At 72.2% G+C, this 17,085-nt stretch carries 17 protein-coding genes and 1 tRNA gene; 2 read left to right on the top strand and 16 right to left on the bottom strand.

The window, feature by feature from the left end; translation table 11 throughout:
• Window positions 1–18 precede the first annotated feature (18 nt).
• From HTV45_RS26450 to HTV45_RS26410, 9 genes are all read right to left on the bottom strand, one after another.
• Complete coding sequence (locus HTV45_RS26450; protein WP_006136074.1) at window positions 19–252, bottom strand: hypothetical protein; 234 nt, start codon at window positions 250–252, stop codon at window positions 19–21.
• 3 nt (window positions 253–255) lie between these two features.
• Window positions 256–429, bottom strand: a complete 174-nt coding sequence (locus HTV45_RS26445; RefSeq protein ID WP_215208401.1) for a hypothetical protein — start codon at window positions 427–429, stop codon at window positions 256–258.
• A 202-nt stretch (window positions 430–631) separates the two neighbouring features.
• A tRNA-Ala gene (locus tag HTV45_RS26440) sits at window positions 632–704 on the bottom strand.
• Between the two features lie 132 nt (window positions 705–836).
• Entirely contained in the window at window positions 837–1,511 is a 675-nt protein-coding gene (locus HTV45_RS26435) for a histidine phosphatase family protein (protein ID WP_215208546.1), read from the bottom strand.
• The gene (gene rsfS / locus HTV45_RS26430) at window positions 1,502–1,948 is read right to left on the bottom strand and encodes a ribosome silencing factor (protein ID WP_215208400.1); all 447 of its coding nucleotides are present in this window, start codon (window positions 1,946–1,948) and stop codon (window positions 1,502–1,504) included. Before rsfS ends, HTV45_RS26435 begins: the two co-directional genes overlap by 10 nt.
• Before the next feature lie 161 nt (window positions 1,949–2,109).
• Window positions 2,110–3,861 (bottom strand): LCP family protein, encoded by a 1,752-nt coding sequence (locus HTV45_RS26425; RefSeq protein ID WP_215208399.1) that lies wholly within the window; start codon window positions 3,859–3,861, stop codon window positions 2,110–2,112.
• A 16-nt stretch (window positions 3,862–3,877) separates the two neighbouring features.
• Window positions 3,878–4,516, bottom strand: a complete 639-nt coding sequence (nadD, locus tag HTV45_RS26420; protein WP_215208398.1) for a nicotinate-nucleotide adenylyltransferase — start codon at window positions 4,514–4,516, stop codon at window positions 3,878–3,880.
• Between the two features lie 70 nt (window positions 4,517–4,586).
• Window positions 4,587–4,751: a hypothetical protein gene (locus HTV45_RS26415; RefSeq protein ID WP_215208397.1), complete on the bottom strand. Its 165-nt coding sequence runs from the start codon at window positions 4,749–4,751 to the stop codon at window positions 4,587–4,589.
• 72 nt (window positions 4,752–4,823) lie between these two features.
• Window positions 4,824–4,988, bottom strand: coding sequence for a hypothetical protein (locus HTV45_RS26410; protein ID WP_215208560.1), 165 nt, complete (start codon window positions 4,986–4,988; stop codon window positions 4,824–4,826).
• 126 nt (window positions 4,989–5,114) lie between these two features.
• On the opposite strand from HTV45_RS26410, the gene HTV45_RS26405 reads away from it, so the two are divergent.
• Window positions 5,115–6,272, top strand: coding sequence for a M48 family metallopeptidase (locus tag HTV45_RS26405; RefSeq protein WP_215208396.1), 1,158 nt, complete (start codon window positions 5,115–5,117; stop codon window positions 6,270–6,272).
• A gap of 47 nt (window positions 6,273–6,319) precedes the next feature.
• On the opposite strand, the gene HTV45_RS26400 is transcribed toward HTV45_RS26405, so the two are convergent.
• The 5 genes from HTV45_RS26400 to proB all read right to left on the bottom strand — a co-directional run bounded on the left by HTV45_RS26400 (window position 6,320) and on the right by proB (window position 11,250).
• A complete protein-coding gene (locus HTV45_RS26400; RefSeq protein WP_215208395.1) occupies window positions 6,320–7,393 on the bottom strand; it encodes a hypothetical protein in 1,074 nt (357 codons plus the stop codon).
• 122 nt (window positions 7,394–7,515) lie between these two features.
• A complete protein-coding gene (locus HTV45_RS26395; RefSeq protein ID WP_215208394.1) occupies window positions 7,516–8,073 on the bottom strand; it encodes a hypothetical protein in 558 nt (185 codons plus the stop codon).
• A 102-nt stretch (window positions 8,074–8,175) separates the two neighbouring features.
• Window positions 8,176–9,462 (bottom strand): glutamate-5-semialdehyde dehydrogenase, encoded by a 1,287-nt coding sequence (locus tag HTV45_RS26390; protein WP_215208393.1) that lies wholly within the window; start codon window positions 9,460–9,462, stop codon window positions 8,176–8,178.
• A gap of 63 nt (window positions 9,463–9,525) precedes the next feature.
• A complete protein-coding gene (locus HTV45_RS26385) occupies window positions 9,526–9,993 on the bottom strand; it encodes a hypothetical protein (RefSeq protein ID WP_215208392.1) in 468 nt (155 codons plus the stop codon).
• Between the two features lie 132 nt (window positions 9,994–10,125).
• The gene (proB, locus tag HTV45_RS26380) at window positions 10,126–11,250 is read right to left on the bottom strand and encodes a glutamate 5-kinase (protein ID WP_215208391.1); all 1,125 of its coding nucleotides are present in this window, start codon (window positions 11,248–11,250) and stop codon (window positions 10,126–10,128) included.
• Window positions 11,251–11,509: 259 nt separating this feature from the next.
• On the opposite strand from proB, the gene HTV45_RS26375 reads away from it, so the two are divergent.
• Window positions 11,510–13,570 (top strand): hypothetical protein, encoded by a 2,061-nt coding sequence (locus tag HTV45_RS26375; protein WP_251692800.1) that lies wholly within the window; start codon window positions 11,510–11,512, stop codon window positions 13,568–13,570.
• Between the two features lie 189 nt (window positions 13,571–13,759).
• Here the strand turns inward: HTV45_RS26375 and HTV45_RS26370 are convergent, their stop codons facing one another.
• Window positions 13,760–15,379: a phosphodiester glycosidase family protein gene (locus HTV45_RS26370; protein ID WP_215208390.1), complete on the bottom strand. Its 1,620-nt coding sequence runs from the start codon at window positions 15,377–15,379 to the stop codon at window positions 13,760–13,762.
• Between the two features lie 475 nt (window positions 15,380–15,854).
• A partial coding sequence (locus HTV45_RS26365) for a stealth family protein (RefSeq protein WP_215208389.1) occupies window positions 15,855–17,085 on the bottom strand: 1,231 nt, incomplete at its 5' end.

Raw genomic sequence — 17,085 nt, 5'->3', positions numbered from 1 at the left:
GGTCAAGCGGTCAAGCGGTCAAGCGGTCACGAACGAATAGAAGCGCTTGAGGGTGCAGTGCTCCTCCAGCAGCCGCCCGTAGATCGGCTCCCCCTCGAGTTCGCGGTACGTCTCGATGGGGTCGCCTTTTATGATCAGCGCCCGGGCGCATTCCTCGCACCAGTACTGGTAGTCGGGATTGATCGGCTCCATGTCGCGGACGATGGGCGTGCCGCTGCCGCACCAGTCGCATTTCCGCCTGTGTGCACCCATCGATCAGCTCCAGCTGTGGCCGCAGGCCGTGCACACGTAGGAGATCCCGCCGTTGTCCCCGAGCACCTGGGCGACATGCGCGGAACCGCAGGAAGGGCAGCTGAGCCTGGTCGAGGTCCGTCGGGTCGACACCGCTGCGAGAAGGTGGTCGACCTCCTCGCGGATGCTCCCAGGCATCACAACTCCCTCCCGTCGGGCCGCGCCCCCTTCCGGTCGTTTGATTCTGCCACGACCGGGCCAATACGGTCAGCGACGCCGTGGTACCGGTCGGGACACGGCTCGACGCCTCGCAGAGGTATACGCCTGATGGGGCCGTCCTGCTCATCGGCGGACAACGAAAAATCCCGCCTCCTGGGAGGGAGACGGGATCTTCGTCATGTGGAGCTAAGGAGAATTGAACTCCTGACCTCCTGCATGCCATGCAGGCGCTCTACCAACTGAGCTATAGCCCCTGGTCGCCCTGTGGTGCGGCTTCCCGGTGTCCGGGTCCCGCTCGGCGGGGCGAACAAGAAGAACTTTAGCCTGCGTCCTGCCGGAAAGTGAAATCCGGGTCCCGGGGCCCGCCGGGGCCGGATCGCGGGGCCTCAGTCGTCGTCGCCGAGCACGGCTTCCGGCAGGGTGCCGGCGTTGTGCTCCGTCAGACGCCAGCCGCGGGCACCCTCGCCGAGGACGGACCAGCAGCAGTTGGTGAGCCCGCCCAGGCTCTCCCAGTGGTGCGGATCGAGGCCGAGCAGCCGGCCGATGGTGGTGCGGATCGTGCCGCCGTGGCTGACCACGACGAGCGTGCCGTCCACCGGAAGCTTGTCGACGTGCCGCAGCACCACGGGGGCGGCGCGGTCGGCTACCTCGGTCTCCAGTTCGCCTCCGCCCCGGCGGACCGCTTCACCGCGCTTCCACGCGGTGTACTCGTCGCCGAACCTGGCGATGATCTCGTCGTGCGTCAGTCCCTGCCAGACGCCCGCGTAGGTCTCCCGCAGGGCCTCGTCGTGGGTGACCTCCAGGCCGGTCAGCGCGGCCAGCTCGGCCGCGGTCGCGGCGGCCCGCTTCAGGTCGGAGGCGACGATGGCGTCGGGCCTGAGGCCCGCGAGGAGACGGGCTGCCCGGCGGGCCTGGGCGACACCGGTTTCGGTGAGTTCGACGTCCGTGGAGCCCTGGAAGCGGCGCTCCAGGTTCCAGGACGTCTGGCCGTGCCGCCACAGGATGACGCGGCGGCCCCGGCGTCCGGATCCGCCCACCTCACCGGTCGCGCTCACCGCCAGTCACCGCCCGGCTGCACCGCCTCCCCGGCCTCCTGCTGCCTGGCGTGCTCGGCGGCCTTGCCCCGGGTGGCCGTGGCGTCCCCGGGCAGATCCAGCTCGGGGCAGTCCTTCCACAGCCGCTCCAGGGCGTAGAAGACGCGCTCCTCGCTGTGCTGGACGTGGACGACGATGTCGACGTAGTCGAGCAGCACCCAGCGGGCCTCGCGGTCGCCCTCCCGGCGGACCGGCTTGATGCCGAGCTCCTTGCCGAGCCGCTCCTCGATCTCGTCGACGATCGACTTGACCTGGCGGTCGTTGGGTGCGGAGGCCAGCAGGAAGGCGTCGGTGATGGACAGCACGTCACTGACGTCATAAGCGACGATGTCGTGCGCGAGCTTGTCGGCGGCCGCCTGGGCGGCGGTTCGGACGAGCTCGATGGAACGGTCGGTTGCGGTCACTACAAGGCTTTCGCTCGGTGGTCGTTTGCCCTCAAGGGTCTCACGGACCGCCGGACACACCCCACGTCTTTACGCGGGGTGCGCCGGGCCCGTCACGCGGAGCGGCCGAGACGGCCGCGCGGGGCACGCCGGGCCCCTGCGGACCGGCGCGCCCCGCGCCGCTACGAGCCGGGGTCGTAGTCCTGGCCGAGGACGACCGAGACACGGGCGTTGGCGGAGGTTCTGCCCTTGCTGACGGAGTCGGCGGGCAGGCCCAGGGTCTTGGCGACCTCGACGGCGTTCGCCTTGTCGGCGGCGTCCGCGTAGACGACCTCCGAGGTCGCCTCCGAGGCGGCGGTGCCCGCCTCCCGGAAGGCGAAGCCGCCGTTGAGGAGGACCACGCGGGCCTGCTCGGTACGGTTCTCGGCGCCGGTGGCGTTGCGCACGGAGACGCTGACGGCGGCGTCCGGGTCGGGGCTCTTGGCGGTGCCGCCGAGGACGTCCTTGACCACGCTGTCACTCGCCTCCGCGGTGAGCGTGCCGTCGTCCTGCACGGGCAGTACGGCGGTCTTGTGGTCGCCGCCCTTGGCCAGGTCGGAGAGCCGGGCGAGGAAGGCGCCGAGGTCCTTGTCGGTCAGCGGCGGCTCGATGATCTGCCCGAGGGTCTGGATGGTGAGGGTGGCGGCGTCCGGGTCGGAGGTCATCTTGCGCAGGACGCCGTGCAGGACCTGCCCGAACCGCTCCAGCTGGGCGTTCTGGGCCTCGCCGGAGCCGCGGTGGGTGGCGTAGGCGACGGCGGCCTTGCCGCTGAGGGTCTGGTTCTTCCCCTTCCTGACCAGCGGCGCCTCGCCCTTCTTCCCGGCGTCCGGGTCGGGCACGTCGGTGTCGGTGTCGACCTCGATGTTGCCGACGAGGTCGACCAGGGTCAGCAGAAAGGGAGTGTCCAGGCGCCAGGTGCCCTCGATGTCGGTGCCGAGGACGGTGTCGAGGGCGGTCCGGGTGCCCTCGGAACCGTCGTCGTCGACCGACTTGGCGAGCGTGGTGGTGCCGTCGTCGGCGGTCAGGGCCAGGGAGTTGGGCAGCAGGACCGTGGTGCCCTGCTTGGTGGTGGTGTTGTCGACGAGCAGGGCGGTCGCGGTGCCGCCCCCCTCGGTGTCGTGCAGGTGGACGACGAGCACGTCCCGCTTCTGGGCGCCCGCGGCCGTCGTGGCGGCCTCCTCCTCACCCGAGGACAGTCCGGGCAGCTTCCCCGCGTACCAGAGGTAGCCGACGCCGCCGGCCGCGACCAGGGCGAAGACCACGACCAGGGCGACGATCCGGCTGCGCGCGCGCCGCCGGGCCTCCTCGCGCCGCTCGGTGCGGTTCTCGGTGAACGCCAGCCAGTCGATGACGTCCTCGGAGTCCCCGTCGGGCTCCTCGACGAAGGCGAACTGCTCGGTGTGGTACTCCCGGCCGGGCCCGTCCGCCGTCTGCTCCTCGTACTCGTCGACCGGGCCGCCCTGCTGCGGGATGTGCGCGGTCTGCTCGGCGACCCGGGGCTGCTGCCCGGTGCCGGAGTGCGCGCTCTGCCCGTAGGGGTCGTACGGGGCCGTCGGGCCGGGGCCGCCCTGCTGGGCACCGTACGGGTCGTAGGAGCCGTACGAGTCGTAGGAGGGCGCCTGCGGCTGCTGCGGGGCTCCGGTCGCGTAGGGGTCGTACGACGGCTGCTGGTGCCCGCCCGTGGCGTACGGGTCGTAGCCATAGCCCTGCTGCCCCTGCTGCCCCTGCTGCCCCTGCTGCCCCTGCTGCTGATACGTGTCGTACTGCTGGGACTGCTGGGACTGTCCGCCCTGCTGGTCCGTCGCCTGGCCGTAGACAGGCCGGCCGTACTCGTCGTAGCCGACGATCTCGTACGGGGCGCCGCCCCCGTATCCCGCGTCGTATCGGTCGTTCACCGGTGCCCCTCTCGGATCACTCGCCGCGGTACAGCTCGCGCTTGTCGATGTAGCGCACGACGCCGTCCGGCACCAGGTACCAGACGGGTTCTCCCTTGGCGACTCTCGCACGGCAGTCCGTCGAGGAGATGGCGAGGGCGGGGACCTCCACCAGGGACACACCGCCCTCGGGGAGTCCGGCGTCGGTCAGATGGTGGCCGGGCCGGGTCACGCCGATGAAGTGCGCCAGGGAGAACAGTTCCTCGCTGTCGCGCCAGGTGAGGATCTGGGCCAGGGCGTCGGCGCCGGTGATGAAGAACAGGTCCGTGTCCGGGTTCAGGGCGCGCAGATCGCGCAGGGTGTCCACGGTGTAGGTGGGACCGCCGCGGTCGATGTCGATACGGCTCACCGAGAACTGCGGGTTCTCGACGGTCGCGATGACCGTCAGCAGATAGCGGTCCTCGGCGGCGGAGACCGCGCGGTGGCTCTTCTGCCACGGCTGGCCGGTGGGGACGAAGACCACCTCGTCCAGGTGGAACCGCGTGGCCACCTCGCTGGCCGCCACGAGGTGCCCGTGGTGGATCGGGTCGAAGGTGCCGCCCATCACACCCAGACGGCGCTTTCCCTGCTCGGCCGGGCCGCTGCCGGGGCCGGTAGGCATGTCCTGCTCTCCCATGCGTGCAGACCCTACCGGCACGGTCCGGGCGCCCCGTCCGCCACCGCCCTGCCGGGCGCTCCGACGCGGGTCAGCGGTCCCGGTTGAAGCGGGTGGTGATCCACAGCAGGAGCAGCAGGACGAACAGCGCTCCGCCTCCGGTGAGGTAGGGGTTGAGGCTCTCGTGGTTGCCTCCGTGCTCCCCGCCCTCGGCGGCGAGAGTGACCAACTGGGCAGCGGTGCTGTGGAAGCTCATCTTCGGCAGTACCTATCGCGTGTGGGCGGGATAAAGACGTCCGCTCATCGTATGCGGGCGCCTCCGCGACGATCACGCCGACTCCGCCGTTCCGGGCGCGGGCACCGTCCGGGACCCTCCGGGGCAGGCAACCATGCCCGGCTCCCCGTCGTCCTTCCGGCTGTAGCCGCGCAACAGGAACCACGCGGTGAGCACACCGCCCACCATCATCACGATCAGGATGATCCGGAGCATCATCCGCGCACCCGCCCGCCCGTGCCGGCGTCCGCACTGCCCCTCCCGGGTATCTCCGCCTAGGCTGGGCCCCGCCGCGGGGAAGCGAAGACGGCCCGCCCGAGTCACTCATCCGCACCTGGGGGAAACATGTCCGACGATCATCAGCACAACGGGCACGAGAGCGTGCCGAGCAGGCAGCGCAGGCGCTTCCCCGGGATCTCCTCGCGCGCGTACGAGCATCCGGCCGACCGCTCCGCGCTGGTGGCGCTGCGAAAGCTGAGCGGCTTCGACACGGTCTTCAAGGCGCTCAGCGGTCTGCTGCCCGAGCGCAGTCTGCGGCTGCTGTTCCTGTCCGACTCGGTACGGGTCTCGGACCGGCAGTTCGCCCATCTCAACGACATGCTGCGGGACGCCTGCTACATCCTGGACCTGGAGAAGGTCCCGTCGATGTACGTCAAGCAGGACCCGAACCCGAACGCCATGTGCATCGGTCTGGACGAGCCGATCATCGTGGTGACCACGGGGCTGGTGGAGCTGCTCGACGAGGAGGAGATGCGGGCGGTCGTCGGGCACGAGGTCGGACACGCGCTGTCCGGGCACGCGGTGTACCGGACGGTCCTGCTGTTCCTGACGTCGCTGGCGGTCCGGGTCGCCTGGATCCCCCTCGGGAACGTCGCGATCATGGCGATCGTGACCGCGCTGCGCGAGTGGTTCCGCAAGTCGGAACTCTCCGCGGACCGCGCGGGGCTGCTGGTCGGCCAGGATCTGCAGGCCTCGATGCGCGGTCTGATGAAGATCGCGGGCGGCAACCATCTGCACGAGATGAACGTGGACGCGTTCCTGGAGCAGGCCGAGGAGTACGAGGCCGGGGGCGACCTGCGCGATTCCGTGCTGAAGATCCTCAACGTGCTGCCCCGCTCGCACCCGTTCACCACCGTGCGGGCCGCCGAGCTGAAGAAGTGGGAGGCCTCCCGTGACCACCAGCGGATCATGGACGGCCACTACCCGCGCCGCGACGAGGACAAGGACGCCTCGGTCCGGGACTCCTGGCGGGAGTCGGCGACCAGCTACGCCGGTGAGGTGAAGAACTCCAAGGACCCGCTGATGAAGCTGGTCAACGACATCGCGGGCGGGGCCGGTGACCTGGGCGGCCGGGTCCGCCGCGGCTTCGGCGGCTTCGCGGCCCCGGGGCCGAAGGCCGGGCCGCGGGAGCCGGGCGGACCGTCGGAGTCGGACGGCACCGACGGCACCGACGGCAGGGACAACGGGAACGGCGGCGGGCAGCCTCCGCGCGACGGCGCCTGAGGGCCTCCGCGCCCTCGGGGGCCGTCCGCCGGTTGGGAGCAGGCCGCTCACAGGCTCGGCTGAGCCCCCGTCGCCAGGGAGCCGCACAGAGCCGGGGGGCTGCCCGTGGCGTAGGGGTCGGTGCCGGCGGGGCCGCTCTCCCGCGCCGTCTGGCCGGCGAGCAGCGGGCGCAGCCGCCCGGCCGTGTCCTGGGCGCAGGAGAGCGGTCCGGCCCGGACATCGGCGACGACGAGTTCCGCCCGGTGCAGGCGCAGGTCGTCGCGGTCGAAGCGGAATCGCAGCTCGCGGCGGACGGTGAACAGCGACGCCGGGTCGTCCCGTCCGGCACCGGCGGGCCGCAGCGCGTACGCGAAGGTGTGGTCGGTCGTCACCTCGAGGGTGGCCGGATCGGTCTCCTCGGCCTGCATGGTGCCCCGGACCCTGACCCCGTCGTCGGCCAGCTCCACCCGGGCGGGATCGAAGCGGACCAGCCATCCGGTGGACGCGTGTCTCCCGTCGGCGGCCGGCCGCTCGAGGCTCCGGTCGAACTGGTCCAACTGTCCGGAGTCGAGCAGCACCCGCACGGGGCGGGTCTCGCCGCCGGTGAGCACGCCCGGGTCGAGGGCGGACCGTACGAGGTAGTCCTTCGCCGTGAGCAGGGCGGTCACCACCTGGTCGGCGGAGAAGTGCTCGGTGCTGCGGGAGGCCGGCAGCGGTACCCCCTGGGCCCCGGTACGGAACCGCGCCGCCGGACTGTTCGCGTACAGCCGTTCGACGTCCGCGGTGCCGGGTACCTCGCCCCGCGGGGCGAGCGGGACGACGGTCATCCGCAGGGGCTCGGCGGGCCGCTCCCCGGCGGGCGCCCGGTAAGGGTGGCGTACGCCCATGTAGACGGCGGTGCCGAAGGCCACCGCGATCAGCAGCACCAGGACCAGGGCCTGCCGGGACAGGCCCGGCAGGCGCCGGGGCGGGCTGCGGCGTACGGCGGGGGTGTGGTCGGTGATGCGCTCGCGGGCCGAGTACTCCTGCAGCCGGGCAGCACGGACGAAGGACTCGTCGAAGACGACGGACCTGTATGCGTCCTCTCCACCTCCGGGGGCTCCCTCGGGCGTCCCCTCGGGCGGGTCCGAAGGCCCTCCCATATGTTCAGAGTGGGTCAGGGGAGGGCACGGTAAACGCCCGGCCCCGCCTCAAGTTCTGACAGGTTCCCACCAGACGGACACCCGGGCGGACACCCAAGCCGGCCACGGGCGGCCGGGCGGTCTCAGGGGCTCCCGCCCGGGATCACCGGGACGGCCGGCCGGGAGTAGTCGGCGGACGCGGAGGGCGCCGCCCCGCCCTGCTCCACGCCGGTGGAGGCGGGCGGCGGGACCGGGTCCTGGCGGCCCGCGGAGCCGCCCCGGTAGACGGCCGAGAAGGCCAGCGCGACCATGCCGACGCCCATCACCAGGGCGAGCATCCAGGCGACGGGCCGGTGCCAGCGCACCTGCCTGCCGTACGGGCCCGGGGAGCCGTAGTCGTCCTCCAGGGCGTCGGCGTCGCCGTCCGGGTCGTCACCGGGGCCGCCCCGGTAGCCGCCGTACCCGTCGTGGCGCTCGCCGCGCGCGCGGGCCCGGCGGGCCGCGGCCTCGGATGCCTCGGCTCTGGCCCGGGCGGCGGCCAGGAGGCGCTCCACGGCGGTCGGCTCGTGCACCTCGGCCGCGCGGACGAAATCCTCGTCGAAGACCACGGAGGCGAACTCTTCGTCCGACACCCCGCGGTCGTGGTCGTCGTCGGGCTCCCAGCCGTCAGGGGACGGCGTGCCCCCCACGTCCTCCGGCACACGTCCAGACTAGACCTGGGGGGTCGTTTTGGGCAGACGGCAGGGAAATTCATCCATCTGCCGGGACACCGGCCCCGGCGGGCCGCGGGGCCCCGTGCGGTTTCAGCGCCGTACGTGTCCGTCGCCGGTGACGATGTACTTGGTGCTGGTCAGCTCGGGCAGGCCCATCGGGCCGCGGGCGTGCAGCTTCTGCGTGGAGATGCCGATCTCCGCTCCGAAGCCGAACTGGCCGCCGTCGGTGAAGCGTGTGGAGGCGTTCACCGCCACCGTGGTGGAGTCCACCAGCTGGGTGAAGCGGCGGGCGGCCGCCTGCGAGGTGGTGACGATGGCCTCGGTGTGGCCGGACGTCCACAGCCGGATGTGTTCGACGGCCCGGTCGAGTGAGTCGACGACGGCGGCGGCGATGTCGAGGGAGAGGTACTCGGTCTCCCAGTCGTCCGTGGTGGCCTCCACGACGGAGGCACGGGAGTCCTTGGCGTACGCCATCACGCGTTCGTCGGCGTGCACGGTCACCCCGGCGCCGGCCAGGGCGTCCAGGGCGCGCGGCAGGAACTCGGCGGCGATGTCCTGGTGGACCAGGAGGGTCTCGGCGGCGTTGCACACGCCCACCCGCTGGGCCTTGGAGTTGACCAGGATCTCCACGGCCATGTCGAGGTCGGCCTGCGCGTCGACGTACACGTGGCAGTTGCCGGTACCGGTCTCGATGACCGGGACGACGGACTCCTGGACGACCGTGTTGATCAGCGAGGCGCCGCCGCGCGGGATGAGCACGTCGACCAGGCCCCGGGCCCGCATCAGCTCGCGCACGCTGTCGCGGCTCTCACCGGGGACCAGCTGCACGGCGTCGGCGGGCAGTCCGGCACCGCCCACGGCGTCGCGCAGCACCCGCACCAGCGCGGTGTTCGACCGGTACGCGGAGGAGGAGCCGCGCAGCAGGACCGCGTTGCCGGACTTCAGGCAGAGGGCGGCGGCGTCGACCGTCACGTTGGGCCGGCCCTCGTAGATGATCCCGACGACGCCCAGCGGCACCCGGACCTGTCGCAGGTCGATGCCGTTCGGCAGGGTGGAGCCGCGCACGATCTCGCCGACGGGGTCGGGCAGCGTGGCCACGTCCCGTACGTCGGCGGCGATGGCCCGCACCCGCTCAGGGGTGAGCGTGAGCCGGTCGATCATGCCCTCGCTGATGCCTGCCTCCCGGGCCTTCGCCACATCCTGGGCGTTGGCCTCGACGATCTCGCTCGTGCGGACCTCCAGCGCGTCCGCGACGGCGAGCAGCGCGTCGTCCTTGACGGCACGCGGCAGCGGGGCGAGCGTGGCCGCGGCACCCTTGGCCCGGTAGGCGGCCTGGTTGACCGGGGACATCGAGTCGTACGGCGAGAGCGTGGTCATGGGGGAAGGGTAGTGCGGGCGGCGGACGCCGTCGGCCGTCATCCCGAACCATGAGACACGGGTTCAAAAGGGATGGACACCGACGGGGGTGGCCAGGGCCGGTCCGTACCCCGCGGCGACCCGCTGGTGGTAGGTCGGCCGGTCGATGACCTCCAGGCCGACGATCTCCCACGGCGGCAGGCCCGCCGTCTGCCGGTGCTCGCCCCACAGGCGCAGTGCCACGGCGGCCGCGTCGTGCAGGTCGCGGGCCTCCTCCCAGTAGCGGATCTCCGCGTGGTCCTCGGCGTAGCGGCTGGTCAGCAGGAAGGGGTGGTCGTGGGCGAGCTGTTCCAGGGCCCTGCGGACCTCCGCGACCGGGGCGGACTCACCGGAGACGCTGAGGGTGACGTGCCACAGCCGCGGGAGGTCGCGGGACGCGCCGCCCGGGAACCGGTCCCCGGCCGCGACGCTGGTCAGGGCGCGCTCGTCGCCGGACGCACGGGAGCCGGGACCACCGCGGGACGCCGTCGTCCCAGGGCGCACTCGTCTCACGACGGCCTCCTTCACACGCGGACCGCCCGGGGGTCGGGCGGGCTTGTCCCTGCCACAAAGTTGAGCAGGCCGCCGCGGATCGTGGGGCGGTTTTGCGGAACGTCCACCACCGAGGGCGGACGTTCCGTCATATTACGGAAGCAGAACCACCAGATCGTCCCTGTGTACGACCTCGCGTTCGTACCCCGGGCCGAGAGCGCGGGCGAGCTCATGGGTGGAGCGGCCGATCAGGAGGGGGATCTCCTTCGCGTCGAAGTTGACCAGCCCCCGGGCCACCGCACGGCCCGCGCGGTCGCGCAGTTCGACCGGGTCGCCCGCGCTGAACTCGCCCTCGACACCGCAGATCCCGGCCGGCAGCAGCGACTTGCGGCCCTGCACGACCGCGCGCACGGCACCGTCGTCCAGGGTGATGGAGCCCTGCGGGGTGGAGGCGTGCTGCAGCCAGAGCAGCCGGTCGGCGGAGCGGCGCCCGGTGGGGTGGAAGTAGGTGCCGGTGTCACCGCCGCCGAGCGCGTCGGCGGCGTGCACGGCGCTGGTCAGCACCACCTGGACTCCGGCCGCGGCGGCGATCCGCGCCGCCTCGACCTTGGTGACCATGCCACCGGTGCCGACGCCCGCCTTCCCGGCGCTGCCGATCTCCACATGGGCGAGGTCCCCGGGGCCCCTGACCTCCGCCACCCGTGCGGTGCCGGGGCGGGCGGGGTCACCGTCGTAGACGCCGTCCACGTCGGACAGCAGCACCAGCAGGTCGGCACGGACCAGGTGGGCGACGAGGGCCGCGAGCCGGTCGTTGTCGCCGAAACGGATCTCGTCGGTGGCGACGGTGTCGTTCTCGTTGACGACCGGCAGAGCACCCATCGCCAGCAGTTTGTCGAGGGTGCGGGAGGCGTTGCGGTGGTGGGCGCGGCGGCTCATGTCGTCGCTGGTGAGCAGCACCTGGCCGACCCGGACGCCGTAGCGGGCGAAGGAGGCGGTGTAGCGGGCGACCAGGAGCCCCTGGCCGACACTCGCGGCGGCCTGCTGACGGGCCAGGTCCGTGGGGCGGCGGCGCAGGCCCAGCGGGGCGAGGCCGGCGGCGATGGCACCGGAGGAGACGAGGACGACCTCCCGCTCCGCGCTTCTCACCTTGGCGAGCACATCGACGAGCGCGTCCACCCGGTCGGCGTCCAGACCGCCCGACGCGGTGGTCAGCGACGAGGAGCCGACCTTGACGACGATCCTGTGCGCCTCGCCCACGGCCCGCCTTGCCCCTGCCACCTTGCCGCACGTCCCCTCACGCCGAACCGTCGAACCCTTCACCCGCCAGGCAATCTACGCGAAGCGGAGCGAAGGACGCCCGGCGGTCCAGGCTCCGGGACAGGCCCGTACCGCACATCGGGCGCCGGCCGGGACGTTCCGGGACACCCGCGTGTCGTCCGGCGGTCGGCCGGCGTTAACCCGGCGCACGCCCCGCGACGATCCTGGAGTGACCGCAGTGCCCGTACCTCTCCCCCGCCCGCTCCTCCGAGACGGGCTGATGGCCGCCGTTCTCGCCCTCGCCCTGGTCACACAGACGGTGGCGGCGCTCCTGCCGCACGTACCACTGCTCCTCACCGCGACCGTCGTGTCGATGACCGCCGAGGGCGCGCTGTACCGGTGGCGGCGGGATGTGCTGGCCCTGCTCGCCAAGGCGCACGCGGACAGCACCGTCCGCCACGTCCTGCGGGACCTGCTGCTCGTGGTGGGCCTGCTGCGGCTCGGCGAGCAGCACCGGGAGGCGGTGTACGCCCCGCTCGTCGCCGGCCTGCTCGCCTTCTACGGGCTGCACTGGGCGATCCAGGCGGCGTCGGTCCTGGTCCGGCGCACCCGGACGCTGCCCGTGGTGACCCGGAACATCGACGCCTCGGCGCTGCGGCTGTCCCCGGCCCCGCCCGTGCCGCTGCGCCACCCCGGTCACCGGCTGACCGTCTTCGGGCTGCCGTCGACGGCCGGGCTGCTGACCACGGCGGCCACCGGCGCGCCGGTGTACGGCGCGGCCGGCCTCGCGCTCTCCCTGGCCCTGGCGCTGGCCGGCCTGGTGGCACTGCTGCTGCGGTTGCTGCCGGGGCGCCGGCCGGCGGGCGAGCAGGAGGTGCTCGACTGGTTCGAGGCGTGGCTGGCGGAGTACCGGCCCACCGTCGGCCTGTACTTCTCGGGCGGGGAGTCCTCGGCGTACCAGGCCAACATGTGGCTGGAGCCTCTCGCACGGCTGGAGGAACGGGCACTGATCGTGCTGCGGGAGCGGTCGATGGTGCAGCGGATCGCGGCGACCGACCTCCCGGTCGTGTGCCTGCCGAAGGTGTCCACGCTGATGCGCCTGGAACACTCCACCCTCCGGGTCCTCCTCCACCCCTCCAACTCCGGGAAGACCTCGCAGGTGCTGCGCATCCCCACGATCAAGCACGCCTTCGTCAACCACGGCGAGAGCGACAAGCTGTCGTCGTGCAATCCGTACGCGAAGGCGTACGACGAGGTGTGGGTGGCCGGTCCGGCGGCACGTGATCGGTACGCGCTGGCGGAGGTCGGGGTCGAGGACAAGGACGTGGTGGAGGTCGGCCGGCCCCAGCTCGGTGTCGTACGGCCGTACTCGGGCCCACCGGCCGGGAACCGCGGCGCGGCCGCCGACGGGCGCCGCGTCACCGTGCTGTACGCGCCCACCTGGGAGGGCTGGGACGGCAACCCCGGGAACACCTCGGTCGTCGCGGCCGGCGAGAACCTGGTACGGGCACTGCTCGCGGACCCGGGCCTGCGGCTGCTGTACAAACCACACCCGCTGACCGGCTCGGTGGACCCGCGGGCGGGCGCCGCGGACCGCCGCATCCGGGACCTGATCCGCTCGGCCGGCCGGGCACGGTCCGGGCCACACCCCGCTCCGCCGGGGGAAGCCGCCCACCCCGGCGCGGGGTGGGGCCGGCTCACCGCGGCCGGATTCCGGGCGGGCGCGGACCAGGTCGAGCGGATGCTGGCCCAGTCCGCCCCCGAACCGGGCCGGGCGGAAGGGGTGGCGCGGGCGTCGGCGGCCTGGGAGGAGGCGTACTGGGCCTCGCTGCCCGAGTGGGAACACCGGATCGTCACGGACTCCCGGCCCGCGCTGTACTCCTGCTTCAACGTCGCCGACCTGCTGATCAGCGACGTATCGAGCGTGATCAGCGACTTTCTGGCGAGCGGCAAGCCGTACGCGGTGGTGAACACCGGCGACCTGCCCGAGGAGGCGTTCCGCGCGGCGTTCCCGACGGTGGCCGCGGCGACGGTGCTGACACCGGACGCGGCCGGGGTGCCGGCCCTGCTGGAAGCGGTCCGGAATCCGGAGAAGGACGGTCTGGCGCAGGCGCGCGCGGACCTGAGACTGCGGCTGCTGGGCCCGGACGAGCCCTCCTCCCAGGAACGCTTCGCCGCGGCCGTGCGCGCCCTGTGCACGGCGGCCGGGACGCACAGGGCGCGGATGACCGGGCGGTCGGCCGCGGAGGTCCCCGCTCCACGACAGGAGCAGTCGGTGCCGGCGCGGATCCCGCCGGCACCCCTCCACTCCGTGCCGGAACGGCCCGGGCACCTGGCCTAGCGGACGCGGCGGGCGAGCGGCGACGGCGGGCCCGCCGGCACGGGTCCTGCCGCACCGGCGGGCGATCACGTGGTGCGGGCCGTGGCGGCGGCGGACTGCGGCGGAGAAGCGTCGTGGCCGTCGGCCCTGCTGTCCGTCGCCGTGCGTCGTCGCACGGGCGGTCCGGACCGACCGGGCCGGACGAACAGGTCAGTCCCTGCGGGGCAGAATCAGCAGGGCGTCGCCCACGGGTCGTTCACCGGTGGCGTTGGACGGGGCGTTGAGCACCGCGCCGTCGATCACCATCGTGGTCGAGCCGCCGCCGTCGAGGCTGACCGCGTCGCGCAGCCCGAGCGCCTTGGCGACCTCGGCGCTCTCGCCGATGCTGAGCCCGAGGGCGTCGGCGCCGCGCCCGTCGGCGGTGATCAGCACGGTGCGGCCGGACGCGTCCACCCCGGCCAGCGTGCGCGGGCTCCGCTTGTGTACCCAGCCGTAGTAGGAACTGGGGTCGTCCTCGTTCACCATGCCGTCGGTGGCGGGGGTGATGTGGAGCCGTCCGTCGCGGACCAGTTCCGGGCCGGCGTTCAGGACGTCGGTCCCCGGAGAGGGCGAGAACGGGCGCCCCTCGGGGTCCAGCAGGGTCGTCGTGACGCGCAGGTTCTCGCCGATCCGCGCGAGGCCCGCCAGTTCGGTGACGCGGCGACCGGTCGCCTGGACCGATCTGCCGCCCGGCGGGAGCACTCCGCCGCGCGGTGAGCGCAGCTCGACGACGATGTCCTGGGCGTCCAGCACGGCCTCCAGCCCTTCGCCCCGCGGCGTGCGCTGACCGTAGGCGGACGTGAAGGCGACGAGTTCGTCGACGTTGCTGCAGGTCACGTCGTGCAGCGGCAGCGAGGTCGGGATGTCGCCCGTGGATCCGCCGCAGTTGCGGATCAGACCCGGGACGCGGTTGACGCCGCTCAGACGCAGCGAGGTGTCCGGGCCGTCGACACTCCCCTGCCACGTGAACCGGGTGACCTCCGTGCCCTGCCCGTCGGCGTGGACCACCAGACTGGGCCGCCCCCTCACCGGCTCACTCAGCAGGCGCCCGTCGTACACACCCGTGCCGGCCGGTTCTCCGGGCGCGCCCGCTCGGGGATCGAAGACGAAGAACCCGGCGTTGACCGCCGCGGTGGCACCGGCCGCGTTCGCCAGCTCGCTGGTCGTCTCCCGGTTCTCCAGGTCCGGGCCGTACGACGCCCGGAGACTCCCGCGGAACCGGCGCGGGTCGATGGTGAGGACGTCGACGCGCCACGGGCCCCTGGCCGCGGAATCACCGTCCCAGCCCGTGTACACGACGGCCCCCGGGTAGCCGGCCGCCTTCAACCGTGCCCGCTCGGACATCGCGGCGGACTCCGAGCCGAACGACCCGACGCGGACCCGCCATCCCAGCGTGCCTCCGGCGTAGTCGGCCACCTTCGGTGTCCTCACCTCCTCGGCCCGAGCCCGGAAACCGTCCAGCTCCAGGTCGGCGGCCCACTCCTCGGCGCTCGCCCTGTCCTTCAGGACGGTCGGCGGCGCGTCGGGGTCCGGTGAGGTGTCACCGCCCGGAACGGCGACCTCGACCGTCCAGCGGAGCGCCGGATCCTTGCCGCCGCGGACGATGCGGGTGAGGGTGACGCCCGGCTGCAGGGTCCGCGTGATGCGGGTCTCGGCCAGGTCGGAGGGGCCCAGCGGCAGGACGTTCCGCCCCGCCTTCGCGGCCGAGGACGTCTGTATCGACGGCACGTTCACCGTGATGAGGACTCCGATGGCGATGGCTATGCCCACGCCGCACAGTCTCTTTATCATCTGCACCAACTGGAGGAAGGGAGGATTGTGGTGGACCGCGGTCGTTCGACCGCGCGGCCGACGCACAGCGGTGGAGGTGGCCACGACCGAACGGATCCGGGCAGCACTTCTCCGCCTGACGAGAACGTGAAGATTTCGTAAGAGCGCCAAGATCTTATGTGTGGCTCGAACACGTCCCACGGCGGGGGTGTGGTCATCGACCGCGGGACCTCACCGCGGTCGATGCCGTGAGGACCTGCCGCTTCCGCCAGGTGTCCGGCCGCACCCGGGCAGCGGTGCGTCCGCAGCGACGGTCGGCGTCTTCAACGTCCCGCGGTCTCCCGGAACACGTTCGCGGCACCCGCACCCGGCCGAAGCGGTGCGGCGGCTCACCGAACGAGAACGCACCGACCCCGGGTACGCCGCGCCTCACGGACGATGCGGCTCTCGTGAACGCCCCGGCAGAACGGGGTTCCTTGACGTGAGTACGTGCCCGTCAAGCGCGTTCGAAGCTGCTCGGGCAGGGGAAGTACCAATCCAGGAAATCACGGACGTAAGCGCGCACGTATTCCCGTCGGTTAGGTTCCGTGTCCACGTCGTTCAGGCAGAAGAAGTCATAACCGCGCCGCTCCTTCAGATCTTCCATCCGCTTCTCCATGTGGGGCTTCCCCACATCGACGTAGCGATACCTGAACTTCTCGGGTACGGCCCTGCCCGTCAGCATCGCCATATGGTGATGGAAGGAGGTCGCCGGCGCCACGTCGTCGATGGAGCGGAACTTCGAGCGCATCGTCTGCGCCATGGCCTCCGGGTAGTCGCGCTCCAGGTCGTTCATGACGTCCCGCAGCTGCGGATGCGGGGTGTGGAGGAACTTGTACGTGATGGAGCGCCCGAACGTCTTCAGGAGATGCCCGCGCACGTTCCTGCCGGCGGAGTTCGGGGCGGATGCCATGGGATGCGGGGCGCCCACCCCTATCTGGTAGGGCGAGACCGGGATACGGGCGATGCCGTTGCCGTAGAAGAAGTGCTGCGGGGTGACGGGGCGTCCGACGAAGACGTCGTCGTTGAAGTAGAGGTAGTGGTCGGACAGCCCCGGGATGTGGTGCAGCCGCGTCTCGATGGCGTGCGAGTTGAAGACGGGCAGCACCCCCTCGGGGAAGATGTCCTTGTGGTCGACGACCGTCACGCCGGGCGCCTCGGTGTCCAGCCACTCCGGAGTCTGGCCGTCGGTGACGATGTACACGTGCCGCACGAAGTCGGCGTACATCTGCAGTGACCGCAGGGAGTACTTCAGCTCGTCATGGCTGGTGTACCGGGACTCGCCGACCTCCCGCGCCGCGATGCCGGCATCCGATCCGGCGGAATACCGCTCGCGCTTGGCCCGCAGTTCCGGGTCCTCGCCGTCGACCCAGGTGTAGACGACGTCGACGGGGAACGTCACGTCGTCCACCGTCGTCACGGTGAACGCCTCCAGCGTCGGGACATCACGACCCCGGACCGTCACCGTCGCGGGCTTCCGCTCGTCGGCCGGCAGGACGTCCGCGATGCGGTTGCGGCGCGGGGCGACCAGCGAATCCGCCAGCACATCGGCCGACGCCTGCGGCGACACCCTCGCCAGCTCCGCCTCCGCCTCAGGACCGGCCAGCACATCGGCCCCGTCCTGCCAGAACTCCACATCACAGCCCATCTGCGGCCCGGCCAGCACCTGACCCACCGGACCCAGCTGC

The organism is Streptomyces sp. CHD11, from assembly GCF_018638295.1.
In the GTDB taxonomy this organism is placed as follows: Bacteria; Actinomycetota; Actinomycetes; order Streptomycetales; family Streptomycetaceae; genus Streptomyces.
This window is presented reverse-complemented; position numbering and strand designations above follow the sequence as displayed.